At 65.4% G+C, this 25,828-nt stretch carries 22 protein-coding genes; 4 read left to right on the top strand and 18 right to left on the bottom strand.

All coding sequences use genetic code 11. The features are described 5' to 3' along the window. Positions 1-81: 81 nt before the first annotated feature. The 13 genes from C2L80_RS07690 to C2L80_RS07630 all read right to left on the bottom strand — a co-directional run bounded on the left by C2L80_RS07690 (position 82) and on the right by C2L80_RS07630 (position 14,390). The gene (locus tag C2L80_RS07690) at positions 82-912 is read right to left on the bottom strand and encodes a PHP domain-containing protein (RefSeq protein ID WP_103262966.1); all 831 of its coding nucleotides are present in this window, start codon (positions 910-912) and stop codon (positions 82-84) included. Positions 913-1,524: 612 nt separating this feature from the next. Next, positions 1,525-2,367, bottom strand: a complete 843-nt coding sequence (locus C2L80_RS07685; protein ID WP_239938815.1) for a phosphonate C-P lyase system protein PhnL — start codon at positions 2,365-2,367, stop codon at positions 1,525-1,527. Position 2,368: 1 nt separating this feature from the next. Continuing rightward, on the bottom strand, positions 2,369-3,907 hold the full coding sequence (locus C2L80_RS07680) for an alpha-D-ribose 1-methylphosphonate 5-triphosphate diphosphatase (RefSeq protein ID WP_103262965.1): 1,539 nt from the start codon (positions 3,905-3,907) through the stop codon (positions 2,369-2,371). Positions 3,908-4,137: 230 nt separating this feature from the next. Further along, entirely contained in the window at positions 4,138-4,998 is an 861-nt protein-coding gene (locus C2L80_RS07675) for an ATP-binding cassette domain-containing protein (protein ID WP_087197845.1), read from the bottom strand. Beyond that, positions 4,991-5,872: an alpha-D-ribose 1-methylphosphonate 5-phosphate C-P-lyase PhnJ gene (locus tag C2L80_RS07670; protein ID WP_087197843.1), complete on the bottom strand. Its 882-nt coding sequence runs from the start codon at positions 5,870-5,872 to the stop codon at positions 4,991-4,993. The genes C2L80_RS07675 and C2L80_RS07670 overlap by 8 nt, the downstream gene beginning before the upstream one ends. Continuing rightward, the gene (locus C2L80_RS07665; protein ID WP_087197841.1) at positions 5,856-7,133 is read right to left on the bottom strand and encodes a carbon-phosphorus lyase complex subunit PhnI; all 1,278 of its coding nucleotides are present in this window, start codon (positions 7,131-7,133) and stop codon (positions 5,856-5,858) included. Before C2L80_RS07665 ends, C2L80_RS07670 begins: the two co-directional genes overlap by 17 nt. After that, positions 7,134-8,138: a phosphonate C-P lyase system protein PhnH gene (phnH, locus tag C2L80_RS07660; protein WP_087197839.1), complete on the bottom strand. Its 1,005-nt coding sequence runs from the start codon at positions 8,136-8,138 to the stop codon at positions 7,134-7,136. Then, positions 8,138-8,581 (bottom strand): phosphonate C-P lyase system protein PhnG, encoded by a 444-nt coding sequence (phnG, locus tag C2L80_RS07655; protein ID WP_087197837.1) that lies wholly within the window; start codon positions 8,579-8,581, stop codon positions 8,138-8,140. Before phnG ends, phnH begins: the two co-directional genes overlap by 1 nt. Before the next feature lie 297 nt (positions 8,582-8,878). Further along, positions 8,879-9,778 carry a PhnE/PtxC family ABC transporter permease gene (locus C2L80_RS07650; RefSeq protein ID WP_087197835.1) on the bottom strand — a complete coding sequence of 300 codons (900 nt, stop codon included), beginning with the start codon at positions 9,776-9,778 and terminating at the stop codon, positions 8,879-8,881. Further along, positions 9,775-10,635 (bottom strand): PhnE/PtxC family ABC transporter permease, encoded by an 861-nt coding sequence (locus tag C2L80_RS07645; RefSeq protein WP_087197833.1) that lies wholly within the window; start codon positions 10,633-10,635, stop codon positions 9,775-9,777. Before C2L80_RS07645 ends, C2L80_RS07650 begins: the two co-directional genes overlap by 4 nt. Beyond that, positions 10,632-11,705 carry a phosphonate ABC transporter ATP-binding protein gene (phnC, locus tag C2L80_RS14585; RefSeq protein WP_275668748.1) on the bottom strand — a complete coding sequence of 358 codons (1,074 nt, stop codon included), beginning with the start codon at positions 11,703-11,705 and terminating at the stop codon, positions 10,632-10,634. Before phnC ends, C2L80_RS07645 begins: the two co-directional genes overlap by 4 nt. Beyond that, positions 11,705-12,802: a phosphate/phosphite/phosphonate ABC transporter substrate-binding protein gene (locus C2L80_RS07635; RefSeq protein ID WP_103262964.1), complete on the bottom strand. Its 1,098-nt coding sequence runs from the start codon at positions 12,800-12,802 to the stop codon at positions 11,705-11,707. The genes phnC and C2L80_RS07635 overlap by 1 nt, the downstream gene beginning before the upstream one ends. 256 nt (positions 12,803-13,058) lie before the next feature. Further along, positions 13,059-14,390 (bottom strand): LuxR C-terminal-related transcriptional regulator, encoded by a 1,332-nt coding sequence (locus C2L80_RS07630; protein WP_157941038.1) that lies wholly within the window; start codon positions 14,388-14,390, stop codon positions 13,059-13,061. 359 nt (positions 14,391-14,749) lie between these two features. On the opposite strand from C2L80_RS07630, the gene C2L80_RS07625 reads away from it, so the two are divergent. Beyond that, positions 14,750-16,444, top strand: a complete 1,695-nt coding sequence (locus tag C2L80_RS07625; protein WP_103262962.1) for an FAD-dependent oxidoreductase — start codon at positions 14,750-14,752, stop codon at positions 16,442-16,444. A gap of 169 nt (positions 16,445-16,613) precedes the next feature. Here the strand turns inward: C2L80_RS07625 and C2L80_RS07620 are convergent, their stop codons facing one another. Both C2L80_RS07620 and C2L80_RS07615 read right to left on the bottom strand, forming a co-directional pair. Continuing rightward, on the bottom strand, positions 16,614-17,738 hold the full coding sequence (locus C2L80_RS07620; RefSeq protein ID WP_087197825.1) for an aldo/keto reductase: 1,125 nt from the start codon (positions 17,736-17,738) through the stop codon (positions 16,614-16,616). A gap of 608 nt (positions 17,739-18,346) precedes the next feature. Then, positions 18,347-19,603: an SLC13 family permease gene (locus tag C2L80_RS07615; protein ID WP_087197823.1), complete on the bottom strand. Its 1,257-nt coding sequence runs from the start codon at positions 19,601-19,603 to the stop codon at positions 18,347-18,349. Between the two features lie 66 nt (positions 19,604-19,669). Here C2L80_RS07615 and C2L80_RS07610 point away from each other — a divergent pair, with 66 nt between their 5' ends. Both C2L80_RS07610 and C2L80_RS13880 read left to right on the top strand, forming a co-directional pair. Next, on the top strand, positions 19,670-20,539 hold the full coding sequence (locus tag C2L80_RS07610; RefSeq protein ID WP_129589919.1) for a hypothetical protein: 870 nt from the start codon (positions 19,670-19,672) through the stop codon (positions 20,537-20,539). 215 nt (positions 20,540-20,754) lie between these two features. Next, positions 20,755-20,904, top strand: a complete 150-nt coding sequence (locus C2L80_RS13880) for a hypothetical protein (protein ID WP_157941037.1) — start codon at positions 20,755-20,757, stop codon at positions 20,902-20,904. Positions 20,905-20,914: 10 nt separating this feature from the next. Here C2L80_RS13880 and C2L80_RS07605 read toward each other — a convergent pair whose 3' ends face one another. Beyond that, positions 20,915-21,703 carry a GTP pyrophosphokinase gene (locus C2L80_RS07605; RefSeq protein ID WP_087197819.1) on the bottom strand — a complete coding sequence of 263 codons (789 nt, stop codon included), beginning with the start codon at positions 21,701-21,703 and terminating at the stop codon, positions 20,915-20,917. A gap of 982 nt (positions 21,704-22,685) precedes the next feature. Then, positions 22,686-24,008, bottom strand: a complete 1,323-nt coding sequence (mazG, locus tag C2L80_RS07595; protein WP_239938813.1) for a nucleoside triphosphate pyrophosphohydrolase — start codon at positions 24,006-24,008, stop codon at positions 22,686-22,688. Positions 24,009-24,115: 107 nt separating this feature from the next. Here mazG and C2L80_RS07590 point away from each other — a divergent pair, with 107 nt between their 5' ends. Beyond that, positions 24,116-24,595 (top strand): hypothetical protein, encoded by a 480-nt coding sequence (locus tag C2L80_RS07590; protein ID WP_239938811.1) that lies wholly within the window; start codon positions 24,116-24,118, stop codon positions 24,593-24,595. Between the two features lie 294 nt (positions 24,596-24,889). Here C2L80_RS07590 and C2L80_RS07585 read toward each other — a convergent pair. Then, positions 24,890-25,828, bottom strand: a 939-nt coding sequence (locus C2L80_RS07585) for an Abi family protein (protein ID WP_204600553.1), incomplete at its 5' end; no start/stop codon positions are given.

The raw sequence follows: 25,828 nt of genomic DNA, 5'->3' as shown, positions 1-25,828 counted from the left end.
ACCCACGCTCCCCGCCGCGCCAGGTCGCCCCCCCCCGCGCCTTTCACCATATCAAGCCGACGCCCCGCCCCCCTCGCTGCATCAGATTGGCGCTCCCACGCTTTCCACCGCGCCGAAGCGGCCGTGGTAGTCCGAGCCGCCGGTACAGAGCAGATTGTACCGTTCGGCCAGATCGGCGCAGCGCGCGTGGTCGGCGGCGGTGTGGTCGGGATGGAAGCGCTCGATGCCGCCCAGCCCGCAATCCACCAGATCGGGCAGCAAATCGTAGCTGTCAAGCTGTCCGGGGTGCGCGAGCACGGCCACGCCGCCATCTTCCACGATGGCGCGCACGGCATCGCGCGCGTCCACGTACTCGATGTCGCGATCGCAGATGCCACCGTTCTTGAACAGGCTGCGGTACAGCGTGCGGCAACCTGTGCTCGTGAACGGCTCGTCGGTAAGCGCGGCCATGAGATGCTGCTTGTACAGGCACGTCGACGCGCGCGCCAGCGCAAGCGCGCGCTCCACGTCCACCGCATAGCCCGCTTCCACCAGCCGATCGAGCTGCCAGTGCGTGTTCGCGTTGCGCCGCTCAAGCACCGGATCGCACAGAGCCGCCAACGCGGGCGCTCCCTCCTCAATGCCCAGGCCCAGCACGTGCACCTTGCGTCCGCGCTCGAAGTCGTAGGCACTCACCTCGATGCCGCCCACCACCCGCACGCCGAAGCGCTCGCCCAGCGCGACGGCCTCGCTCAGGCCGCGCGTGGTATCGTGGTTCGTGAACGCCAGGCACGTAATGCCCCGCGCGCGGGCCTGACCAAGCACCTCCTCGAACGTGTCCGACCCATCGGATGCCGTCGTGTGTACATGGAAGTCGACATCGGCGTGCCATGCCGTCGCTTCACCGCCAAATATCTCATGCAAGGCGGCCATCGCGCCCCACTCCTTTCTGCCCCTCTTACCCCGAAAGCCTTCAAAGCGCCCGGATGTGGCAAGTTTTGCCCGAAATCGGCAAGCGCCCCGAGGCCCTTTCGGCATACCGGAAAATGCTATGGCTCCGATCAGGCAAAACGCAACGTCCGAGAATCGCCTTTCCCTCTATGTCGCGATTCGCCGCCTTCCACTTTCCGTTTTCCGTCAAAACTTGCCACGAAGCTGCAAATTTTCTGCCCATTGCCAGTCGCGCGCGTCCAAAGCCGTCGGTCACCCTGAGCAACCCAGGGCCGGCACCCGCACACCCGAGGCCGCTCGCAGTGCAAACCCGCACACCCGAGGCCGCCAACGACGCACATCCGAAGTCTCCCATGCGCGCCCAAGCAACTCGGAGCCACCCGCGCGAACCCGAAACCGTCGGCCGTAGATCGCATACAAACATGCCCGAAACCGTCGGCATGGGTTACCCGAGGCCGTCCGGCGCACGCCCGAAGCTGCCGGCCATCCGGTACGCATCCGAGACCGCCGGCGCGGGTCGTCCGGCACGCGGCACATAGCGCACACCCGAAACCGCCGGTCGTCCGACCGCGTCCGCGCATAGGCGCGCATCCGTCACACCATCATGCCTTCCTGCATGTTGAACTCATGATCGCACAACCCTTCCATGAATTCGAGGTCGTGGAAGATGCCGAGCATCGTGGTGCCCTCGGCCTTCAACTGCTCGATGAGAGTGCGCACCTTGAGTTTCGATGCGTTGTCGAGCGAGGCGGTGGGCTCGTCCAAAAGCAGCAGGCGCGGATGCTTGATCATGGCCGCAGCGATGTTGAGGCGCAATTTCTCGCCGCCGGAGAACGTGCGCGGGTACAGCTCCCACAGGTTCTCGTCGAGGTCGAAGTGGCGCAGCATGCGTTCAGTCTCGCGCTCGGCGCGAGGGCGGTCGGCAGTGCCATGCGTCTCGAGCGCGCTTTTCAGCACGATGTCATAGGCCGTCTGACGCGGCAGCGCGTTGAGGAATTGCGACACGTAACCCAGTTCGTAGGCACGCAGGTACAGCATCTGGCGCTGCGTGGCCTGCGCCAGATCGAGCATGCCGAAACGGGCCGAATCGTACAGGATGCGCCCGCGCTCGGGCAGGTTCGTGCGCCAGATGCAGCGCAGGATGGTGGACTTCCCGCTGCCGCTGCGCCCGGTGATGCCCACAAACTGGCCAGGCTCGATGGAGAACGCGATATCCTGGCACCCCTGCACGCGGCGGCTCACGCGATGAAGCAGAAACGACTTCGACAAGCCTTCGATCTGGAGCAGCGGAGCGGCCGCAGATCGTTCGCGAGTGCCTGAGGGATCCTGCGTGCGAGGGAGCGCGCGAGAGCGGAAGCAGGGTTCAGACTGCTCGCACGCGTCTGCAGGATCCCGCCGGATGCCGATGCCGGCCTTGGAGCAGAGCGCTTCGGCCATGCTACCTCACCTCCGCAACGCTCGGGAAAGACGCGCTGGCGACGGCTGCGTTTCCAACGAGCGCGACATCCATGCCACTGGCGGCACCTGCCCCTGCGACGCCCACACCTGCAACGCCCGTGCCACCTGCACCTACAGTGCCGCCCGCACCAGCGGCGCCGAACGCGCGCGCCTCGTCCGCATCGCGCCCATAGCCCAACGGCTGATCGGGATAATGCGAGCGGAACACGGAGTGGCCGCCCACGAACGCCCGCGTCACCGTGGGCATCGTGTGCGCGCCCTGCGCGTTTGCCGCAGCACCCGCGCACGCATCTGCATCGACCGCGCCCCGCGCACCCGAGCGCACCGCGCCTACCACGTCCGCGCCCGCCGTAGCACCTGCGGCGCCGCACGAGATCTCGCGCACCAGCAGCACGTCGGCACGCTTGCCCACCGCGAGCGACCCCACCTCGTCGGCAATGCCCGCAGCCTTCGCCGGGTTGATGGTGACCAGCGCGAACGCTTGGGCGATATCGAGCCCGCACGCATCGCGCAGCGCGAACACGGCGTCGAGCAGCGCCGCCGGATAGTAATCGCTGCACAGCACGTCGATCGCACCAGCGGTCACCGCCTCGCGCGCCGAGAGGTTGCCCGAATGGCTATGCCCCAGCATGACGTTCGGTGCGCCTGCGACGGTGTGCATCCCGCGAGCGCGGGCCTCGCGGGCGATGTCGAGGGAGATGGGGAACTCCGAGATCGTGGCCTGAAGCCCGTCCATGAACGCAAGCTTCTCGGCGCTGTCGTCGTCGTGCGAGGCGATGGAGATGCCGCGCCCGCGGGCGATGTCGGCCAGCTTCGCGATCTGGGCATAGGAAAGCTTTTCGCTTTCCTGCTGTTGCTGGATGATCTCGCGCACCTCCTCGTCCGTCACGTCGCGATAGCCCTTGAGCGTTTCGCCGAACAGCAAGAGATCGCGGTACTGCCCCTGCCCCGGCGTGTGGTCCATGAACGACACGAGGTCCACCTTGCCGGAGCGCAGGTAGCGCTCGATGTCGTCGTACAGATCGACCGAGTCCAGTTCGACGCGCATGTGTAGGCGGTGACGGATGAGATGATCGCGCTCCTCGCCGCCGCGCATGGCCGCCACGCGGTCGATGAGGGCGCTCACGTTGCCGAAATTGCGGATGGGCTTGTGGTCGAAGATGTGCGCGCCGTACACCGAAAGCGAGTGGAAGATGGTGGTGATGCCGTGCGACACCAGCTCGCGGTCGGCCTTGTACAGCGACGTGTTCAGGTCCATCACCACGCTCGGACGCGGCGAGGCCACGTTCTCCACGTAGTCGGAATGGACGTCGATGAGGCCGGGGGTCACGTAAGCGCCGCGCGCGTCCACCACGGGCAGCGCGCCGAGCGCGGCGTCGGACTGCACGTCGAAGTCGTGCGCGCCAACGGGCTCGATAGCGGCGATGCGCCCGTCGACGATCACCACGTCGTGGTCGGGCAGCACGCGGTCGGCGCACACCACCGAGCCACCGCGGATGATGCAGGAGTTAGCGTTCATGGAAGGTTCCTTTCAAGAGTTGGTTGGACAGGGCACAGCGATCTGTCCATGCCGCCGCGAGGCGGCATAAAAAGGCGCACAGGTTGGCGTAGTAAGTCAGCGAGGGGCGCTGGGGTGCCCCGAATTCGTGGGATGGCGAAAGCGCCGCGTACTTCGGTACGCAAGCTTTCGGCATCGCGCGAAGGCGGGGTGCCCCAGCGCGCCGCAGCGTCGGCGCGATTCGCTGCTCGTCAGAGCAGCGAATACACCAGCTGCTGAGTGTAGGCATGCTGGGGGTCCTCCAATATCTGATCGGTCAGGCCGCTTTCGATCACGCGGCCGTCCAGCATGACGAGCGTGCGGTCGGCCAGCATGCGGATGACGCCCAAATCGTGGCTGACCACGAGCATGCTCACGTTGAAGTCGCGCCTGATCTGCTGGATGAGGTCGAGCACGGCGGCCTGCACGGACAGATCGAGCCCCGTGGTCACCTCGTCGAGCAGCAGGATGGGCGGGTTGTTCGACAGCGCCTTGGCGATCTGCACGCGCTGCTGCATGCCGCCGGAGAAGTTGCGCGGCGGCTCGGCGGCGCGCGTAAGCGGGATGTTCACGCGCGTGAGCAGCTCCTCGCCGCGCCCGCGCATGACGCCCACGCTGCGGCTTCCGGCAGCGATCATCTGCTCCGCGATGTTCGACAGGCTGGAGAAATCCATGCGCAGCCCCAGGTAGGGGTTCTGGTACACCATGCCGAACACCGTGTTGCGCACGGCGCGGCGCTGTTGCGGCGACAGATCCAGCAAGTTGGCCGCGCCGCCGTCGTAGGGCAGGGCGCGCACCTCGCCTTCGGTGGCCTCCTCGTCGAAGAACAGGCACTTCATGAACGTGGACTTGCCGCTGCCCGATTCCCCGACAACGCCCACGATCTCGCCCGGGAACACCTCCAGGCTCACGTCGCGCACCGCATGCACCGTGCCGCAGCGCGGGCACACGTTGCGGTTCAGCTGCGCACCCGGCTCCAAGCAGTGCGAACACCCCGCCCCGAAGCGCTTCGACAGATGGCGGACGGACAAGCACGGCGTCTCGTCCGCTCCGAATCGCTGCTCATCAAGCATGGCGGCCTCCTTCCCAAGAGCCTTCCGACGGCGCATCCTCCCTCGCCGCGCGGCGGGCGGCGCAAAACGCGGTGTCGTTGCACTGGTGGTACGTCTCGCCCGTGGCCTCGTCCACCAACTCGTCCAGGTAGACGCCCTCGGCACCGCACAGACGGCAGCGCTTGCCGTCGAAGCGCTCCACCGAGAACGGGTAGTCCTCGAAGTCGAGCGGCGCCACGTCGGTGTGCGGCGGCACGGCGTAGATCTTCTTCTCGCGGCCCGCGCCCAAAAGCGTGAGATGGTCAGCCTGATGCAGCTTCAGGTTGTCGAAGCGCGGAATGGGCGAGGGGGCCATCACGTAGCGGCCGTTCACCAGCACGGGATGGTCGGCCCCGGTGGTCGTGGTGCCGTGGCGCACGATCTGGTCGAACAGCTCCAGCCACGCGCCGGTGTAGTCGGCCTCGGCGTGCAGGCGGCGCGTGACGGCCTCCCGGGGCTCGAAGCTGCGCAACGGCTCGGGCGTGGGCACCTGCAGCACGAGGATCTGATCGGCGCGCAGCGGACGCTCGGGGATGCGGTGGCGCGATTGGATGAGCGTGGCCTCCTCCGTGGCCTCGGTCACCTCCACGTCGGTGGTGTCGGCCACGAGCTTCTTGATGTTCACCGCGTTCACGCTGTCGTCGCTGCCCTGGTCGATCACCTTCAGCACGTCGCTTCGGCCGATGAGGCTGAGCGTGATCTGCAGCCCACCCGTGCCCCATCCGCGCCCGATGGGCATCTCGCGCGAAGCGAACGGCACCTGGTAGCCGGGGATGGACACGCCCTTGATGATGGCGCGCCTGATCTCGCGTTTCGATGCTTCGTCGAAGAACGCGTAGTTATAGTGCTGCTGCATGGGAAGCCTCCTCCGGCTCGGCGCCGCGCGTCTCGCGCACGCTGGACAGCTTCGATTGGAACGTCACGTAGTGCGGAAGCTTGAGGTGCGAGATGAAGCCCGTGGCCTCCACGCCGTCCACGTGGTACAGCACGAACTCCTCGTCCTCGGTGGGATAGCGCGCATCTCCGTGCTCCAAGCAATGGTCGAGCACGCTCATGGCGATGGCCTTCGTCTCCGCGCGGCCGAACACGAGACCGTAGCCGACGGTCAGCGCGAGGCTCGCGCCGCCGCTCGCGCTGCAGCCGGCAGCCGAACCGGCGGCCGCCGCGACGCCCTCCACAGACCCGCCCGCTGCCCGCGCGCCGCCGGTCGAGCCGCCGCCGGATCCCGCGCCCGTGCCCGCTCCTGCGCCCTCGGATGCCCCGGATGCGCCTTCGTCCTCGAACACGCTCTCCACCTCGGTCACCGGGATGGAGCCCAGATAGTAGGCGTCCTCCGGACCGCCCGCCTCCAACGGGTGATCCACCGCCACCGCCACACGGCCCTGCCGCAGTTCGCCCACCGTGGGATGCGCGGGGCCGAAGCCGCGGATGGCGGCGTAGCCCAGCGCCTCCACCGCCTGCGTCATGCCGCGCGCGAGCGTTTGCAAACGCACCGAGCGCGGCGCGGGAAACGACAGCGGCACCATCGTGGCATCCACCGGCTCGGCATCGTCGGCTTCCACCTGCGCAAGCAGCCCCTGCGCGCGCAGGTAATCCAGCACGCGCGGCATGACCGCGGAAACGCCCTCACGCCCAGCGGCCTCGGACGCCTGGGCAGCCTCGTCGAAATGGGCCGTCAGCTCGGCGCGCTTCTCGGCCAACTCCTCGGCCCCTTCGGTTTCCAAGTCGAACGCGAGCAGCCGATGGCTGTAGTCGCGCGTGGCTCCAAGCACCTGCCCGCCGGGCACGTCCTTGAACGCAGCCGACACGCGGCGCGCGACGCGCATCTGCGCCGTGTCCACCGGGCGCGACACGTAGGGGCGCTCGAGCGTAGAGCGGAACGCGCGCAGCAGAAACACCGCCTCGTCGGGCGAGCCTTGCGCCTGCTTGAGCGCGAGCGCGGCCAAACGCGGCGCGTACAGGGACGCCTCGCCCATCACCTGGTCCACCAGCTCGGGGAACGTGCCCTCGATCTCGTCGGTGCCCCACGACGCCGACGCGCTCACGCGCTCGCATTCGAGCAGCTTGAGGCTTTCCTCGATGGCCTTGCCTCCGCCGCGAACGGCAACGTAGCCCATTTAGCGCACCTCCCCGTTTGCCGAGATTTCGTCCACCAACGCCTCGCCCGCCAATCCTTCGCACAGCGGGGCTTCGTTCGCCGACGCCTCGCCCGCCGAAGCTCCATCCACCGACCCTCCGCGCGGCGACTCCTCGCACGACGGCTCCTCGGAATGTTTCACGTGAAACATTTGTTCCTCTGCCGCGTTGCAATGCGGCGATTGTTTCACGTGAAACATCGGCGAGGGGTCGCCGACGAGGGCTGCGCTCGAACTGCGCGGGATGGCCACCACGCGGCCCTCGGGATCGACCAGCACGATCTCGATGCCGCACGGAAACTCGTCGCCGCGCTCGGCGCGGGCATGAAGCCAGTCCACGCGATCGACGGCGAAGCGGTTCTCGCGCTCCACCCCCGGCCCGCGCAGCGCCACCACGTGCATGGCCGGTTCGCCAACCTCCTTGGCCTCGCTGGTATCGCACCCGCTCGCTTCGCTGGCCCCCTTGGCCTCGCCAGTTCCCTCAGCCTTGCCGACCTCCTTGGCCTCGTCAGCTTCGCTCGCGCTCCTGGCCTCGTCGGCCTCGCTTCCATCCCTGGCCTCGTCGGCCCCGTCGCCTGCGGGCACCTCGGCCAAACGAGCGCAACCCATAAGCACGGTGGTCCCTTTCTCCGGAGCGACCAGCGTGCCGCGGCACGCTTCGCCCACCGCCTCGCGCGCCGTCTGCGCGTCCGCACGGGCGGGCACCACCACGAAGTCGGCGTCGCGCAAAGGCGCGCGACGCGCGTGCGTCTCGCTCGAAAGGTAGGACGCAGCGGCATCTGCTTCGGAATCGGCGACGAAAAACGTCACCGCCTGATCCACGAACAAGCGCACAACCTGCTCCAACGACGCGTCGAGCGCCACAGGCCGCACCGGATTTCCCGGCGCGGGTTCCACGCTATGCACCGTGCCCGGACGGGCAAACGCATCGAGGACGCCCCGAAACGCGCGCTGCATGCGATGCAAGTCCTCGTCCCCGGCAATCATCACAACTCCACCTCCATCGTCGAGAAATCCACCTTCGTCGCCGCGATGCGACGCGCCTCGCGCTCGTCTCGCGCCTCGATGCGCGCCAATTCCGCGCGCAACTCGGAATCCCAGCGGGAGGCCCATGCGGTGCCGTCCACGCCGGAGAACGCCGCATCCACCACGGCCAGTTCGTACGCACGGCACTGATCGCTACCCAACACAAGGCCCAAGCCCACCGCGTCGCCCAGGCGCACGCGACACGACGTGGCAAGCGCCTCGCCCAGGAAGAACAGGCTGCCCTGCGCCGTCTCGCGCGCCTGCACCATCACCAACTCTTCGCGCGGCTCGTCAAGCACGCAGATCGCCCCGCGCTCCGATCCGCGCTCGATCTCGCACACGATGGCCCGCGCCAGCGCGGGATCGCCCTCCACCAGGGCGCGCGTGCGTTCGTATCGTCTCAACAAAGCACCTCTCCCATCTGCTCTTCGTCCAATCGATCATCCATCAGGTTGCCGCAGGCGTCCGCAAAGGGCGCAGCCGCGTACACCCGACGCACCCGCAGAGTATGCGGCGGCGCGTACCCGCCACACCCATGGAAGGCACAGCGCGCGCATCCGCCATGTGCGGCGCGCCCAACACGCCCGCCACGCATGGCGCACCCGGCGCGCGACACGCCCAGCATGCGCAACGCGCCCGCACCCGCCGCCGCAAGCACCCGCAGCATCGAACCAGCCCGCCGCCCGACGGGCCGGCAGAACCTAGCGCTGCACGATGTAGCGCTTCCTCAACTTGGTGGCCACCACCTCAAGCACCACGGCCACGGCCAAGCACAAGTACACGATCAAGCCCACCTCGTTGATGTCGTAGTAGAAGCTGCCCGCCAAAAACAGCTGGTAGCCGATGCCGCCCGCACCCGCCACCGCGCCCACGGCCACGGCGTTCACGAAGTTGATCTCGAAGCGGATGAACGTCCACGACAGCATCTCGTTCACCTTCTCGGGCACCACGCCCTGAAACACCACCTGCCACCACGACGCGCCGCTCGCGCGCAGGGCCTCCAACACGCCCGCGTCCACTTCCTCGAAGCTCTCCGAGTACGCCTTCACCAGATATGCCACGCTGTGGAACAGAAGGCCGACGACCGCCGCCTCCGGCCCCAGGCCGATGGCGACCGAGAACACGAGCACCCACAGGATGGTGGGCACCGCGCGCGCCACGCTCATGAACACCTTGATGACGTTGCTCACGCCCTTGTTCGACAGGTTGCACGAGGCCAAAAGCCCCAGCACGAACGCGATGACCGCGCCGATGAACGTGGTGAGCAGCGCCAAGGCCAGCGACACGAACAAGCCCTCGATCACGTCGGGCAGCGTAAAGTGCCCGCCGAGGCCCGGCTGCGTCATCATCGTGACGAAGTCCTCCACCGCTGCGGCCATCGCTGCGGGAAACGACACCTTCCCATAGTCCATCGTCACGAGGGCGAACACCGTCACCAGCACGAACGCGCTCAGCACCACGTACAGCGACACGTTGGACTTGGAAGCCACGTGCACCTTGATCTTGCCCGATCGGGCCATGCGCGCGCCGTTCGGCCCGTCCGCGGCACCGGCGAGAACGCCCGCGTCGCCCGCGCGCCCGCCGCTCGGCTCGCCCGTCATAGGATCCTCCTTCGCACGAAGTTCGACACCAGCTCGCAGGCGATGACCACGAGGATGATGCACAGCAGCACGAGGCCCGCAACGTCATAGCGGAAACTCTTGTAATACACGTCGAACACGAACCCGATGCCGGTGCCGGTGAGGATGCCCACGAGCGTGGCGTCTCGGATGTTCGTCTCGATCATGTACAGCACCCAGCTGACCACCGACGTGATACTCATGGGAATCACCGCCTGCGCCACGATCTGCCCGTAGCTCGCGCCGCACGCGCGCAACGCCTCCACCGGGCCGGCGCTCATCTCGTCGATGCTCTCCAAAAAGCAGCGGGTCAGGTAGCCGAAGCTCGTGAGGAACAGGGCGAAGAACCCGGTGAACTCGCTCTGCTTGAACGAGAACAGCAAGATGAACGCCCAGGCCACCACCGGAATGTTGCGGAACAGCGACGCGATGGCGCGCACGACGAGGGGAAACGGTCCTCCCACCCCCACCGCGCGCGACCCCAGCACCGCGCAGATATACGCCAGGACCGCCGCCGTGCAGCTTGAGGCGACCGAGGCGAGGATCGTCGAACCCAAAGCGGGCAGGATGGCATCCAGCTTCTGAAGGGAAGAGAAGGAGGGAACGAACTGGGTAGCCATCCATGCGAACCCGCCCGGGACGTCGAGGATTGCCTGTACGAAATCGAAACCGACGTAGGTGCCCGACAGCGCGCCGAGCGCCACCAGCATGATCGCCGCCGCCACAACGGCCAACGTGCGCCGCAGGAAGAACGACCCGTCGTAAGAGCCGCGCGGAACCGCCCGACGGGTCCGCAGACCCGCCAGCAGCCCCGTCGGCCGCAACGCGCGCTCCGTCATGCGGCCACCACCCCGGATGCGGTCGGGCCGTCGGGCGCGGAGGCCGGAGCGGCTGCGGCGGCTGCGGGGGTCGGGCCGTCGGCTGCGGGAGCCAGACCAGCTGCAGCGGCTGAACCATCGGATGCGGAGGCCGCAACGCTCAAAGCGTCATCATCCGCAGCGGCCACCGGGCCGGTTGCGGGCGCACCCGCCCCGCCCGTGCGACCCGCAGCGCGGTCAGCCTTTGCAGCCGGGCCGATGCAACCGTTGGCAGCATCCGAATCCGCAGCGTCGGCGACTCCCGCAGCGCCGTCAACCCCGGCACCTTCCACATCCGTGCCGTAGATGCGCGCGATCATAGCTTCGTCCAGCTCGTCGGGCGCGCCGTCAAACACGAGCTTGCCGCCCGCCAGTCCCACGATGCGGTCCGAGAACTCCAGCGCGAAATCCACCTGGTGCAGGTTCACCAGGCACGCCACACCCAGCTCGTCGGCCGCCCACCGCAGATGCTCCATCACCGTGCGCGACGACTTCGGGTCGAGACTGGCGATGGGCTCGTCGGCCAGCATGAGCAGCGGATCCTGCACGAGCGCCCGGGCGATGCCCACGCGCTGCTTCTGCCCGCCCGACAGCTGGTCGGTGCGCACGTAGGCGAAGTCGGAAAGGCCCACCTGGCCGAGGATCGCGAACGCGCGGCGCTTCTCATCCTCGCTGAACAGGCCGAACATGCCCGCGACCGTGGACTTGTAGCCCAAGCGCCCCTGCAGCACGTTCTCGATGGCCGTGGCGCGGTGCACAAGGTTGTAGTGCTGGAACACCATGGCGATGCGGCGGCGGCACGCGCGCAGCGCTCGTCCGCGCACCTGCGTCACGTCGTCGCCGTCGAAGGTCACCGACCCTTCCGTGGGGTCGATGAGGCGGTTCACGCAGCGCAAGAGCGTGGACTTGCCCGCGCCCGACGAGCCGATGATGCTGACGAACTCGCCCCGGCGCACCTCGAGGTTCACGCCGTCGAGCGCCCGCGCGCGGCCGTCGTAGCTCTTCGCCAACCCGCGCAGCTCAAGCAGCACGTCGCCCCCTGCTCGATTCATTACTCGGCCCCGTTCAGCTTGCGCACGGGCTCGTACCACGCGTCGTCCACCTCCACGAAGCGCGTCTTCTCGGACGCCTTCTCGAAGATGCCCTTGGCGTTTTCATCCTCGGGGTCGACGAAGATCTGCGGGTTGTTCGCCACCTCGTAGGAGCAGAAATGCTCAACGATCTTCGTGCGATCCTCTTCGGAGATGGCCTCCTCGTTGAAGCAGATGGGGGCGTTCAGCACCGGCGTGATGCCGATGATGGTGAACTGCTTGCCCCGCACGGTGTCGAAGGGGGCCTCGGCGTCGTCCTTCACCTGGTACACGGCGCCCACCGAGTTCGCCTCGCCCGACACGAGGTTGAGGTACATGTCCACGTCCACGTCGTCGAACGCGGCCGCGTCGGCGTCGCCGGACAGCAGGTTCACCGCCGAGCCCTGATGCGAGTTGCCGAACAGCACCTCGGAGAAGAACGCGCCGCCTTCCAGCAGCTCGTCGGAGCTTTCGAGGCCGAACTGATCCACGATGGCGCTGGAGGGCACCTTGAAGCCCGAGGTGGACGTGGCAGACACGAACGAGAACGACTTGCCCTTGATGTTCTCGATGGAGTAGGAATCGCCGTCTTTGTACTGGTCGGCGTTCTCCGAAAGGACGCTGATGCGGCTGTAGTAGCACGCGCCGTCGAGGCCGCCCTCCTCGTCGCTGTTCGTGAACGCGGCCAGCACCTTCGGATTCTTCTTGTTGGCCTGCACGTAGCCCTCGGCTCCCAGATACGCCATCTGGGCCTTGCCCGAGGCGATGGCCTCGATAGCCACGTTGTAGTCGGTGGTGGTCAGAAGCTCCACCTCGCGCCCGCAGGCGTCCGTGATGGCCTGGCCCATGGCCTCACGGGCGGCGCTCAGGTCGGCCGAGGAGTTGTCGGGCAGCCACACCATGGTCAAAACGTCGGACGAGGCCGCCGAGGAGCCCGCGCTCGCACCGGCCGCGCTCGCACCGGCAGCCGCGCCCGATCCGCTGGCCGTGCATCCCGTCAAGGCGCCGAACACGCCCGCCATCGCCAACGCCGCCCCGCCAGCGACGAACTGGCGCCTGCTCAGAAACCCTTCTTTCATGCTTGCGTTCCTCCCGTATCCCCGGCGTCGTCAGCCAGGATCGCGTACGTTTCCATCGCTGGCCGCCCTGCGACCTGCGCGCACTTCCGCTACGAGCCGCCCCTGCGGCCCGCAACCTGCGTGCGGGAACCATCGTAAGAAAAGAAGGTAAGAACGAGGGAAGGGGCGAGTAAAGATGCCCCTAAGGTTGGGAAAAGACCGCGTCAGAATGGAGAAAAGGACACGTAAAGCCAGATCATGCGCACGTAAACCCCCACTACGAACGCATGTGGCGCTCGGCCTCCACCAAATCGATGACCTCTTGCTTCGAATGAACACCCAACTTCGCGTAGATGCGCTTCGAATAGCCCTTGACCGTATTGCGCGCCAAGTACAGCTCCTCGCAGATGAATGCCACGTCGCGTCCGCGCGCGAGAAGACCGAGAACCTCCGTCTCGCGTTTCGTCAATCCATGTCGGCAACCAATGGCTCGACACGTCTCGACGTGCTTTTCTTCCAAAGCGTCTGCCAAAGCGCGTCTCAGCTGTTCTTGCTCCTCGCGTTGGTGGAACAAGACCCGTTCCATCTCGCGCAGCTCGCGCTTGCGACTTCGCTGCGTGACAATCAAAAGGGCCGCGAACACCACATAAGCCAGAAATACCATGAGCGGCATCGACTGGTGAAACGCGTCGTACGAACGAACGCCGAACGTACCTGGCACATACAGTCCCGCCAGAAATGCCACGTGAGAAAATGAGTACCCAACCGAGATAAACACGACGGCAAGCGCTCGACGACTGGACAATTCGTCGATGACGAGGGAATAGAACACCAGGCCGCACACTTGATATCCAGCACCCATGAAGAGTATCAGCGCATCGAACGGCACCAACACGAGCGCGATCGCGATCAGGCAGAGCACCACCTGCAACGCGACCGTATAATTGCGACGCCTGCCGAATCGAGTCCATAGGAGAAACGCACACGCACCAACAGGCGCGCCCCAGCTACTTGCGATCCCGCCCCAAGGAGAGCCCTCCGGAGCCATTGCGATAGCCATAAGCGCACCCTGCAAAAACGACACCACCGCAAAACCCGCCACAGGAAGCACGGAAACCTGCAGCGCATCCAGAGCGTCCTCCGACGCACCGTCATGCTCACGCGACCCTTCGTGAAAAGAATGCGTGTCGCAAGCTTTCTCCATGCGACGAACGACCGCGGCGCACAGCCACGATACCAGCACGCACACCAAAATGATCGCCCATCCCGCATCCGCGGTCAGCAAGAACAGAGACGCAAACAACACCCCTCCCATAAGGGCTTGCCATCCCTGCACGAACGCCGCACGATGCTCTTGCAAAAAGGTGAGCATGCCGAACCAGAACACCATCGCTGGTGCAAGGCCGATTCCGCTCAGCATGCCCGCCGCGCCCGCAAGTTCGATCTCCCCTTCGCAGCCCGCTGCGAACGCAAGCGCCAACCCACATGCAAGCATGCCGTACCCACCCATCGCGCCGACGAAGAACACCTTGCTCGCCACACGACGAAAACGCGCAACGGCCAAGCCGTAGCACAGGGACATCACCGATGTCGAGATGCCGAACGCCATATTGAACGCGCGATACGCATCCCTTGGCGCGTCGTTCGACATAAGGGAGTTCGGAAAGATGCATGCAACGCTCGCACAGCACAGCAAAGCGAAACCTGCCAGCATCGCCGCGAGCAACGCATTTCCGTCCTTCCCCCAACGCATCGGACGCCCTCCTTTCTCCCCGCAGCAGTATACCCGCACCACGTCGCAAAATCGACTGGAAGACACAGCCCCTCACCTGGGAATTTCCGAAAACCCCACCAGAAGGGTCTAGATCGCAGCGCCATCGAACGGCAAGATCGCCCCGATGCGCACGGCAGTTTGACAAGCAGGGCGGCTGCGCGCAATTACATGGCATGCAAACACAAGGAGGACCAATGGAAAGGAACAATGGAAAGGAAGCTCTTTCGCGAAGGGGCTTTCTGGTAGGAGCGGCCTCGGCAGGAGCGCTGGCAGCGCTCGGACTGACGGGGTGCGCGCCAAGCGGAACACCCGTTGCCGACAGTCAGAACGGCAACGCAAGCGAAGCGGAGTCGTGGGCACAACGCCTCAACGTCGACATCGCGTCCGCACTTCCCGGCAACACGCGCGAAGAGGTGGACGTACAAAAGACGAAGACGTGCGACGTGGTGGTGATCGGCGGCGGATGCTCCGGCACGAACACGGCTGTGCGAGCAGCCGAACTGGGACTGAGCGTCATCCTCGTGGAAAAAACCTCGTCCATCGGCGGCGCAAGCTTGAAATCGTGGGCGCCCTCGGTGCCCAATAGCTCGTATGCGAAAGCGGCCGGCGCCGTCACGGACACCGATCCCATCATCGAACAGTGGGTGGCCGACTCGCACTGGCGCGTCAACGCCGCCGCTATCCGTCAGCTGGTGAACAGCTCCGGCGCGGCCGTGGACTGGATGTCTCAAAACGGCTGGGAGTTCACCTACCTGGGAATGGGCTCCGACATCACGCAGTTGCCCGACTACGACCAGCGCGAGCCGCTGTTCCAAGCCATGCTCGACAAGCACGTGGCATCAAGCGGCGAGGTTTTGCTCAACACGACCGCGAAAAAACTCGTGACGGACGAGGCGGGCACCGTCACCGGCGCCATCGTTGTTGACGGTGACGGAATGGGAATTCAAATCGACGCGAAAGCCGTGGTCATCGCCACCGGAGGATATGGCGCGAACGCCGCGCTGGTCAAAGCCGTGTTCGGATTCGAGGGCGTGTTCGCCGGACTGCCCCAGAACATCGGAGAGGGCCTTGAGATGGCGTGGCGAGCAGGGGCGCAGAAGCCGCAGAACTTCGGCGGGCAGATGCTCCATCAAACGCTCGCACGCGCCACAGACGCGCTCGTAGGACGATTCGACGACCTCCCCTGCAAGTATCCGATGATCTTGTGCTACGTGGCGAACCTCCTTAACGTCGAAGCCACGGGAACCCGCTTCCGCAACGAGGCGCTTGTGTTGGATGCGGTTCCCGCCGCGAACTCGAGCGCCTACCAGGGATCGTTCCACTACGTCGTCGTCTCGCAGGACATCATGCGCGCCCTTGAGCAAGAGGGCCTCGCCGGCTTGGGAGTGGACTACAGCCCCGGCCTTCCCCCCGAGTACAAGCCCGCCTTCGAACTCGACACGCCCTGGACCGGTATCGCCGAAGTGTTCGACGCCATGGTGGAAACGGGCGGCGGCTACAAGGGAAACACCCCCGAGGAGCTGGCAGAGGCTGCCGGGATGGATGTCACTCTGTTCGCCGATCAGTTTGCCCGTTACGAAGAATTCTGCGCGTCGGGCGCCGACACGCAGTTCGGCAAGAGCGCGAAGTACCTCAACGCCCTGGGCGAAGGCCCTTACTACCTCATCATCGCGGAGGAAAACAATCTGTGTTCTTGGGGCGGCCTGCTTGTAAACACCGACTACCAGGTGCTCAACGTCAGCCGCGCGCCCATCAAGGGCCTGTACGCCGTGGGCAACGAAGCGGGCGGCAACCTCTACAACGACACGTATGTAGGCTTCGGCTACGGTATGGCGAACACCATCACATCCGGCTACCTCTGCGGAACGAAGCTGGCCGAAACGCTGTAGCGCTTTCGAAGCGCACGGCAAAAGGAGAGGCATCCGCAGCAGCCGGAGCAACCAAACAAACGCGAACACGTCAACCTCGGTGCCCTGTTGCGCAACGACGCGCCGCAGGGCACCGGAAGGCGTGGCGCAGCAAAACTCGCAGGCAAAACCGACGCACAGCGCCCAGACGCTACTCGAAGCGCTCAGCCGCCACTTCAAGCTGGTGGATGATGTCGATGCCCTGGGGGCACATGCTCTCGCACGCGCCGCACGCGATGCATTTCGACGCCGGCCCGGGAGCGGCCTGCCACGAGTAGAGGCCCTTCGCGAAGTCGCGGTTCTCGGTCATGAGCTCGAGGTTGATCAGGCCGAGGATGGTGGGGATGACCACCCCTTGCGGGCAATCCTTCACGCAGTAGCGGCAGTTCGTGCACGGCACGTTCGCCATGCCCCGCAGCGTTTCGACGGCCTCGTCCAGCGCCCGCTGCTCCTCGGGCGAGAACGGACGGTTCGCTTGGTAGTCGGCCACGTTCTGCCGCACCTGGTCGAGGTTCGACATGCCCGAGAGCACCGTGAGCACGTTGGGCAGGTTGTAGCAGAAGCGGTACGCCCACGAGGCCGTGCTCGCGTCGGGGCTCGCCGCGCGCAGCACGTCGGCGGCGCGCTCGGGTAGCTCGACGAGGCGACCGCCGCGCGCCGGCTCCATGATGACCACGGGGACGTCGTGCTTCTGCGCCACCTCCATGCAGCGGCGCGCTTCCACCACCGGGTCGTCCCAATCGAGGTAGTTCACCTGCAGCTGCACGAAATCCATCTGCGGATGGGCCGCGAGCAGCGCGTCGAGCGCATCGGCCCCATCGTGCATGGAGAAGCCGACATGCCTGATGAGGCCGCGTTCCTTCGCCTCGAGTGCGAAGTCCCACATGCCGTACTCGTCGAATTTCGCGGTGCGCTCGCCACCCACGTTGTGCAGCAGGTAGAAATCCACGTAGTCCAGCCCCAGGCGCTCAAGCGACGTGGGCAGGTTCGACTTCGCCGTCTGGGCATCGGGCGCGGCCCAGGCCAGGCATTTCGTGGCGACGGTGTAGGCGTCGCGCGGGTAGCGCTCCACAAGCGCGCGGCGCAGCGCCGTCTCGGAGGCGCCCTCGTGGTAGACGAAGGCCGTGTCGAAGTACGTGCCGCCCCCTTCGATGAAGGCGTCGACCATCCGCTTGAAATGCTCGATGTCGATGCTCTTCTGGTCGTCCGGATCGGTCAGCGGCAGACGCATGCAGCCGAAGCCGAGCTTCGGCGTGGACGCGAACTCTGGTTTCATGGGAAGCTCCTCTCGATAGGCTCGCATGTTATCATAAATGCTAGAGCGTGCTCCAAGTCAAGAGGTTCGCAGAGGTTCGTCCGCGCGAGAGCGTCGGAAGCCCAGGGCCCGCCACGTCCCCATCGTCCAGGGTTCGCGGAGGTTCGTCCGTGCGAGGGCGTCGGAAGCCCGATTGGCCGGCGGTTGTTCAAAGGTGTCGGGTGCCCGATCGGCCAACGGCTGTTCAAGGGGTGTTTGGCGCGCGGGCATGCGCGGTGGAAGGCGCCGCAGAGTGCGCGAGCCCGCCCTTCGCGAACTCACTTGCCGATCGGCGAACCGCAAACCGGCGATGGATCTCGCGAGTAGGCGAAAACCGACAGCAATCTAGTGATTTTCGCATTGGGTCGCTACGTGCTCATGTCAAACCGCCGTTGGCGCGAACGCGCTTGCGGAATTTCGGGCAAAACTCCCTGCGGTCAGGCGCTTCGGAGCCCCCGCCCCGCCTACTCGTCTGCCCGTTGGACGAGGACTTCCGAGCCCCGACGATCCCGGCGAGGCTTTGCTTTACTCAGCGGGCCAACCCGGCCCATACCAACTTGCAGACCCGCGTACGAGCATTCCGCGTGCAGCTACGCGCCGCCACAAGAGAACGCGAAACAAACAACCAGAAGAATGACCAGGAAAACACCATTATACAGGGTGAATTGCGCGAGAAACGTCCGCGATGTGTGGCGTGCGAGCTCGGGACGGCCGGGAAACGACGCACGCACGATGCGGAAGTGATTGAGCGTGATCAGGCTGGCGAGCGAGGCTACCAGGGTGCCCGCACCGCCGATGTTCACGCCCACGAGCAGCGCGTGATAGTCTGTGGCGAAGTGCGAAAGCAGCACGGCGGCTGGAACGTTGCTGATTATTTGGCTCGCACCGGCGCTCACCAGAAGGGCACTTTGCTGCATGGCCTGCGATAACACGGCCTCAACGGCGGGGATGCGCGCCATGTTGCCCGCGAACACGAAAAAGCACGCGAACGTGAGCAAGAGGCCGAAGTCGGTGGCGCGCAGAGCGAGACGGTCAAGCAGAGCCAGAGCCGCAATGACGGCCACAAGCGCAACGGGGTACGGAACAAGGCGAAACACCGACGCGATGACGAGCGCAAGGAGCGCCGCATAGAGGGCAGCGCGGGCACGTCGGTGGGAGGATTGCGCGGAAACTGCGGGGGTTGAGGCATTGTCGGCCTCGACGGGTACCGAGGGGATGCGGGCGGGCAGCGGCTTCACAAACACCGCGCAGCACACGGCAATGAGCAGCACCGATACCGCAAACGGCAGCGCCATCGTCGCCAGGAAATCTGCCGGAGGAATGGCGAAGCGCTCGAACAGGTAGAGGTTTTGCGGGTTGCCAAATGGCAAGATCATGCCGCCAAAGTTGGCCGCGAGATTCTGCATGATGAACGCAAACGGCAGCACACGCTCCCACCCCGCCTTGAGCAGCGTGACGGCCGAAAGCGGTAGCAACATGATGAGCGCCATGTCGTTTGTGGCCACCATCGACACCACGAGGGTAGCTGCCACGAGCGCGGCCACAGCCGAGCGACAGGTGGAGAAGCGTGCCACAGCGCGACGGGCAACGGCCTCGAACGCACCCACGTTGCGCAGCGCTCCCACCAGCGCGAGGATGCTGAACAAGCACGCGAGCGTCTTGAGGTCGAAGTAGCCCAGATAGGCCGCATCCGGCGGCACGAACGGCACCGTGGCGAGCGCCGCCACAGCCGAAACAACCAACACCGCATGGGTGCGCACAAAACGCCCCGTCACCGCACGTGCGGACGCGAAGACGCCCCGCGCTGGCGGGGCGTCGAACTGCACTCTGGTCGCACGCTTCATCATGAATCCCAGTGTAGCGGCTCAACGTTTCCACGACAACCAAAACCAAAGGGCCGAAGGAGTGCTATCATGAGCCCGATCAAAGGAGGGGGCATGGGGAAACTACAAGGACGGGCGACGCATGCATCCCTTGATCAGCGCTCTCTCTTCGTGCTTGCACTTGCCGCGACCGCCTTCTCCCTCGTGCTGGCATCCATATGGTCAGCGCGGCTTGAATCAGCGGCTCAACCTGAACAAGCAGTCAACTTCGCACGACTCGTGAAAATTGCAACCTGCTTCACCATCGCTTACATTTTTCGTAGCTTTATCCCTCCGATCCGCCAATTGTTCCTGGGCGGCGTTGCCTGCTTTGCGTTGTACGGGGCACTCTACCTTGGGACACAGCTGCTACCCGAAAGCTCACCAGAATATCTTCCCCTCACATACCTCGCGCAGCTGTTCTCCGGCGTGGGCGATGCCCTGGTCATCCTTCTGCTCGCACACCTTCTGTCCACGTATCCACCGCGCGTGAGCGCCATCGCGATACCCATGGCCTATCTGGCGAACGAAGCGCTTTTTTGCCTACTACAGTACGCGCCGACATCCCTGCTCGTCGTGGCCCGACCTGTGCTTGATGCCTGCAGCATCGCCCTACTACTCGTTTGCCTTATGCTGAATGAACGGAGTTCCGGGAACAACGACGGCGTGCACAAAATGCAGCAGGGTCTGGCCGGTCCATCGACTTCGCACGAAAAGCTGTTCCGTTTCCTAAGTTCTGGCCAAGAGTGGACGCTGCTGCTCATTGGCACAACGCTGTTTCCCTTCATCTTTATACGCCGGCGCTCCCCCTCCCTTTTGGAAAACCCGTCCGCCCCGCGCGAACGGGTTTTCCACCGTTATGGAGTGAGTAGATGCAGTTTTGAACGCGCCTGTGACCTGGGGTGCTGGAAATGCGCTTGATTCGCGCTAGATTTCTGCTTGAAGTGCGTTAGAAACGTGCGCAGCTTCTGCTGGAAACGCACAAGATCGAGGCGCTTTTCTGCTGGATCTGCGCCATCTACGCGTTGGATGGGCTCGTTACAATAGTAAACACGGGGAACCGAGGCGGCACAGGCACCACACCCCTTTCCACCCATGTCCCCAAGTGAGGGTTCAAACGGAGGGAGGTGGTGGCCATGACCGATTTGGACTTGATTACGGCGATCTTAGAGTTCGTTTCCAACGTCATGAACCTTGTGGCAGCGCGTGTCGAAGAGCCCGAAAGCGCCAGCGTCATCCGCGAGAATCGTCTGGCCGCACGCTTTTTGAAGTATTTCGAGAGCTAACCACTCAGCATCACTCTTCCATCTCGAGCGCGCGGGCAAGGATCTGCATGCGGGCCTCCACATCCTCGATGATGCGGCTGCAGTCCTTGAGCTCGGCGTACGAGTCGATGCCCTCCAGCTCGCGCACCGCCTTGTACTTCAGATCGTGCTCAAGGCTTGCCCAGAAGTCCATCGCCACGGTGCGCAGCTGAATCTCAACGGGGATGAGCTCCTTTTTGTCGAGGAAGTACACGGGGATGCGCGCGATAACGTGCAGGCTGCGATAGCCGTTGGGTTTGGGGTTGGCGATGTAGTCCTTCACCGTGACGATCTCGAGGTCGTCTTGGCGCTGCAGCAATTCCAGCAGATTGTACACATCATGGATGTACGAGCAGATCACGCGCACGCCCGCGATGTCCATGATGTAGCGCTCCATGTTCTCGAGCGTGGGCTGCTTGCCGTAGCGCCCCAATTTCTCGAAGATGCTCGCAGGTTTTTTGATGCGCGATTCCACATGGTGAATGGGATTGCGGTGCTTCTTGAGGTTGAGGTCTTGGTCAAGGATCTCGAAGCGCACCTCCATCTCGCGCATCGCAGCCTGGTACTTCTGGATGATCTCGCGCGTGCGCACCTCGACGCTGCGCAGCCGCTGCAGATCGCCGTCGGTCGGCTGGCGCGCGTCGTCGACCAAACGCAGCGATGCGCCCGCCTCTCGCTCCAATAGGCTCTCGCCAGCACAAAGCCGGTGGTCAAGCGGCTGCGGATCGGGACAACGCGGCGGCTCGAGGGGGCCCTGCGATGCGGATTCGACGTCAGACATGCTCGCTCCTTGACGAATGCGTGTGTTTCACTTTCATGATACCGCGACGAATCGCCGCATGATGGCGTGCCCGAAAATCTTGCCCAAATAGCCAGATGTCGCGCCGCACTGCGCAGAATCGTGTGCCACGCGAAGCCGCAATGCGACCGCGTCGCCGCCGACAGCCGCGTGAAGCCGCCACGTGGTCGCGTTGCCGCTGATGGCCGCGCTCCTCACGCAGTCGCGTTGCCGCCGGCGACTACACCCTCCACGTGGCCGCGTCGTTGCTGATGGCCAAGAGAACTCTCCACGCGACTGCATCGCCGCCGACAGCCGCACGAACCGCCGCGCGGTCGCATCACCGAGGATCGTAAAGCGCAGAAAGAGGTGGAAACAGCGGAGGCGGGAGCGAGCAAGGACGGGAGCCTTTCAGCCAACTTTCGAGCCGCCTGCCAACGCCCTCTTCTCGCATCTGAGAATCCCTTATTGAAAGGGTCATGGACAAAACGACGCGCATTCTCTGCCTCTCGCCGAACCCGCTCCAGAAAACCCCTGGTCGCATTTTGCGTCAATGGCACAATCGCCAGATATCGCCGCCGAAATCCAGAGAATACGCGCGTTTTTGTCCACGCGCTCTCGCTCGCACCGCCGCACCGACGTGATACCGCGTTGCCAGTCACCCGTCGGTGGCCCGTCGTGCGCAAGACGGGCCGCACCGCAGCGCCGCAGCGCTGCCGGTCGGGCCACGAAAGTCGCGTTGCGTCAACGTCAGCCAGCCCTCTGAGGTGCAATCCTCAAGAGCGACAGAAGAAGCATCCAGCACCTTTCAAAACGCGAGCGGCGGGCAAACCCCGTTCCTCCCACCTTCCCATCCTCGCCCGCCGCTCGCAGCTCCGCCCGCTCTCGCTTGCCGCCCGAAGGCTCGCCCTCGGCCCACCGCCGCACGACACCGGAGCGCATGCCACCGCCTCTCGCAGGCCTTCGCTGCAGCGCGCCGCATTCATCACCGCGCGGATGCGTCTTGGCAGCTTTGCTTGGCGACCTCCCAAAGAGACTCCTGCTCGTCTGCGGAAAGATCCTCGATGCGGCGGCCCTGCGCAGCCGCGGCAGCCTCCATAGCGGCCCAGCGAGAACGGAACTTCGCGCAGGTGGCGCGCAGGGCGCTCTCGGCGTCCACGCCCATACGACGAGCCACGTTCACCAGACTGAACAGGACGTCGCCGAACTCAAGTTCCACAGCGGCGACGGCGGCAGCGGCCGAGCCGGATGCGGTTGCAGGGTCGAGGGCGGGAGCGGAAGTCGAAGCGGCGCTGGCGGCAGGTCCGGAGCCGGAATCATCAACCAAACCGGAAACGGCGGGCGCAGAAGCCGAACCATCGCGCTCGCCAACTTCCGCAGTTGCACGCGCGCCCGACGCGGACGCGAGCGCGGCGCTTGCGTCCACCTTCCCATTAGCAGCCTTCGGTGCGGCCGCATAGGCCTCTTGCAGCTCGCCGATCTCCTCGCGCACCTTCTCCCACACGTCGTCGAGCGTATCCCACTCGAAACCGGCGGCAGCGGCCTTGCGCGACACCTTCTGCGCCTGCATGAGCGCCGGAAAGCTCGTCGGCACGCCGTCGAGCAGGCACGCGCGACGCGGCGGGGCGGCCTCCCCGCCGGATCCATCCGCGGCACCAGCCCCATCTGCCCCGTTCGCGCCGCCGGTGTCGCCAGCGTCCCCGGCACCCCCGGCAGCCCCAGCAGCCCCAGTGGCATCCCGCTCTGCCAGCTTTACCTTGTCCCACAGGTCGAGCACTTCGGAGGCGTTCTCTGCGCTCGCCTCGCCGAACACATGGGGGTGGCGGCGCACCATCTTCGCGTTCACGTCGGCGCACACGTCGTCGATGTCGAACTCGCTCGCATCTGCGGCGATCTGGCTGTGCAGCACCACCTGCAAAAGCACGTCGCCCAGCTCTTCGCGCAGATGCACCACGTCGCGCGCCTCGATGGCGTCAACGGCCTCGTAGGCTTCCTCGATCATGTTGTGCGCGATGCTCTCGTGCGTCTGTTCGCGATCCCACGGGCAGCCGTCCGGCGCGCGCAGCGCCGCGATGGTGGCGACGAACTGGTCGAACGCCGGATGGTCGACAGGATGCGATGCGCGATAGAGGGCGCTTGCGACATCCGGCTGCGCGACCGAGGCCGAGGCAGGATCCGCGACCGTCGGAGCCGCAGCCGTATCGGCCGTCGTAACCGTAGCCGCAGCCGCAGCCGTAGCCGTGTCGGTCACCGCAGCTACAGCGTCCCCGTCGACCACGCCGGGATTAGGAGAAACGGAGTTGTCCATGGAGGTTCCTTTCTTCGACTGCTCAGCATCAGTATAGCGCTGCGCTCCGCGCGCTGCCCGCCAAGCACGTGGTATGCTGCACGACAACGCGAAAGGACGGCGATTCCATGGACGCACGCGAGCAACCGACGACGAAGCAGCCAGCATCCGCGCCCGCAACGCCACGCGGCGTGCGCGCCGCCGCATGGGGCGTGCGCGGGGCGTTCGCGCTCGTGTTCGCCGTTAACGTGCAGTGCGCGCTCGCATTCGTGGCGCAGCCCGCCGCGTACGCGCCCGCCTACGAGTTGTCGGGTGCAGCTGGAACGGCGGCCGTGCAAGGCCTCGGCGTGGCCTTCCTCATGTGGAACGCCACCTACCCCGCCGTCATTGCGCAGCCACGCAGGTTCCGCTCGCTTGCCGTAGTGGTGCTCGTCCAGCAGGCGATCGGTCTGGTGGGCGAATCGTACGTGCGCGCGGGACTGCCCGTCGGCCACGACCTGCTCGCAGCGAACATCGAGCGCTTCATCGCCTTCGACGCGGTCGGCCTCGCGCTCATGGCCGCCGCGTTCGTCTGGCTGCTCGCCGCCGAGCGGAGGAGCATGCAATAGCGAACGCTGCGGCGACACGGCAGCGGGGGCAGGGTCGCGTGCGACGGGGACGACGCCGACCGCGCCGGACGGCGCGGACGCACAAGCCGGCAGCGGCGACCGATTCTCAGCCGCGTCAACGCCGAACTCGACTTACAACGGTAATGGATTCGAAGAAATTTATCGCACGACTTTTGAATAGCGCGGCGTTGTGGAGCGGGTCCTACGACCAACCCACCACGCCGCGCTGCGCTGTTTAAAAGTCTGAGTTGATGCGGGGATTGAATCAGGTGGCGTCGCCCTGACGACAGAGACTCACATCCGGTAGCGGGTGACATCCTTCCAGTTCTCTGGGAAGCCCATGTAGGCGAAGAGCTCGCCCCGCTCCACCGCCTCGTTGCCACGGAGGAACCGGTCGATGATCGAGGCCAGCCTGCGCTTGAAGGCGAGGAAGCCCTCCGCAGAGAGGAGGTAGCACAGGGCGATAACGCAGCCGAACAGGTCGCGCTTGCCGCAGGCGTACTCCTGCCCGTTTCTCGCGAGTCCGAGCTTCGCGTGCAGGGCGGTGTCGGGCATGTCCGAGTAGGCGCGGTGCGAGAAGAGCCGCTCGCCGTGGGCGCACACGTTCCTGTAGAGCACGAGGTAGAGCATCATCTGCGCGAGCTCGCGCTCGTTCACATGGTCGAAGCCCTTGGCCACGGCCGCCTTGTCGGCGGGCAGCAGAAACGAGTACATCATCGACGCCTGGCCGAAGGTGAGCGCGCGCATGATCACCCAGAGCGGCACGTTCCCGCGCTTCTTCCTGTGGTGCACGATGTATGCGTAGTCGGTATTCACGTTGGCGAGGCCGCCCGGCGTCGTAAGCAACTTGGACATCGCCTTGGCCTTCTTCCCCTTCGGCGTGTAGTTCGCGGGGTCGAGGTAGGCCGCCTGCCCCTCGCCGTGGCGCTCGCAGAATGCATACGAGAGCGTGCTCTTGAGCTTGAGCTCCACGTCGCTGATCGCCCGCTCGAAAAGGTCGCGCAGTGCGTCGTCGAAGTCGTAGAGGGCGACAACATCGTCGAAGGAGACGCCAGGCTTGTAGCGACGGGTGCTGGGGTCGCGCAGCGGCTCCTTGTAGCCGCTCACGAGGGCGAAGTAGCCCACGGCGGCGAGCTTGCTCTTCGCCGCCGCGACGTCGGAGACGGCCAGCCCCTTCTCGAGGAGCTTGGCTATCTGCTCGTCGTATGTGCGGAACTCCCCCCCGGACAACCC

The sequence above is a fragment of the Rubneribacter badeniensis genome (assembly GCF_002899695.1).
Taxonomy (GTDB): Bacteria; Actinomycetota; Coriobacteriia; order Coriobacteriales; family Eggerthellaceae; genus Rubneribacter; species Rubneribacter badeniensis.
Note: the sequence above shows the minus strand (reverse complement) of the source record. Positions and strands in the feature narration are given on the sequence as shown.

What these genes read in the sequence shown, in the direction of transcription:
- C2L80_RS07645 (WP_087197833.1), bottom strand. Translation starts at nt 10,635, where the DNA reads ATGACGGAGCGCGCGTTGCGGCCGACGGGGCTGCTGGCGGGTCTGCGG.
- C2L80_RS07590 (WP_239938811.1), top strand. Translation starts at nt 24,116, where the DNA reads ATGGACGCACGCGAGCAACCGACGACGAAGCAGCCAGCATCCGCGCCC.
- phnC (WP_275668748.1), bottom strand. Translation starts at nt 11,705, where the DNA reads ATGAATCGAGCAGGGGGCGACGTGCTGCTTGAGCTGCGCGGGTTGGCG.
- C2L80_RS07650 (WP_087197835.1), bottom strand. Translation starts at nt 9,778, where the DNA reads ATGACGGGCGAGCCGAGCGGCGGGCGCGCGGGCGACGCGGGCGTTCTC.
- C2L80_RS07685 (WP_239938815.1), bottom strand. Translation starts at nt 2,367, where the DNA reads ATGGCCGAAGCGCTCTGCTCCAAGGCCGGCATCGGCATCCGGCGGGAT.
- C2L80_RS07615 (WP_087197823.1), bottom strand. Translation starts at nt 19,603, where the DNA reads ATGATGAAGCGTGCGACCAGAGTGCAGTTCGACGCCCCGCCAGCGCGG.
- C2L80_RS07610 (WP_129589919.1), top strand. Translation starts at nt 19,670, where the DNA reads ATGAGCCCGATCAAAGGAGGGGGCATGGGGAAACTACAAGGACGGGCG.
- phnH (WP_087197839.1), bottom strand. Translation starts at nt 8,138, where the DNA reads ATGATTGCCGGGGACGAGGACTTGCATCGCATGCAGCGCGCGTTTCGG.
- C2L80_RS07665 (WP_087197841.1), bottom strand. Translation starts at nt 7,133, where the DNA reads ATGGGCTACGTTGCCGTTCGCGGCGGAGGCAAGGCCATCGAGGAAAGC.
- C2L80_RS13880 (WP_157941037.1), top strand. Translation starts at nt 20,755, where the DNA reads ATGACCGATTTGGACTTGATTACGGCGATCTTAGAGTTCGTTTCCAAC.
- C2L80_RS07670 (WP_087197843.1), bottom strand. Translation starts at nt 5,872, where the DNA reads ATGCAGCAGCACTATAACTACGCGTTCTTCGACGAAGCATCGAAACGC.
- mazG (WP_239938813.1), bottom strand. Translation starts at nt 24,008, where the DNA reads ATGGACAACTCCGTTTCTCCTAATCCCGGCGTGGTCGACGGGGACGCT.
- C2L80_RS07675 (WP_087197845.1), bottom strand. Translation starts at nt 4,998, where the DNA reads ATGCTTGATGAGCAGCGATTCGGAGCGGACGAGACGCCGTGCTTGTCC.
- C2L80_RS07690 (WP_103262966.1), bottom strand. Translation starts at nt 912, where the DNA reads ATGGCCGCCTTGCATGAGATATTTGGCGGTGAAGCGACGGCATGGCAC.
- C2L80_RS07625 (WP_103262962.1), top strand. Translation starts at nt 14,750, where the DNA reads ATGGAAAGGAACAATGGAAAGGAAGCTCTTTCGCGAAGGGGCTTTCTG.
- C2L80_RS07605 (WP_087197819.1), bottom strand. Translation starts at nt 21,703, where the DNA reads ATGTCTGACGTCGAATCCGCATCGCAGGGCCCCCTCGAGCCGCCGCGT.
- C2L80_RS07680 (WP_103262965.1), bottom strand. Translation starts at nt 3,907, where the DNA reads ATGAACGCTAACTCCTGCATCATCCGCGGTGGCTCGGTGGTGTGCGCC.
- C2L80_RS07630 (WP_157941038.1), bottom strand. Translation starts at nt 14,390, where the DNA reads ATGGCGTTCGGCATCTCGACATCGGTGATGTCCCTGTGCTACGGCTTG.
- C2L80_RS07635 (WP_103262964.1), bottom strand. Translation starts at nt 12,802, where the DNA reads ATGAAAGAAGGGTTTCTGAGCAGGCGCCAGTTCGTCGCTGGCGGGGCG.
- C2L80_RS07620 (WP_087197825.1), bottom strand. Translation starts at nt 17,738, where the DNA reads ATGAAACCAGAGTTCGCGTCCACGCCGAAGCTCGGCTTCGGCTGCATG.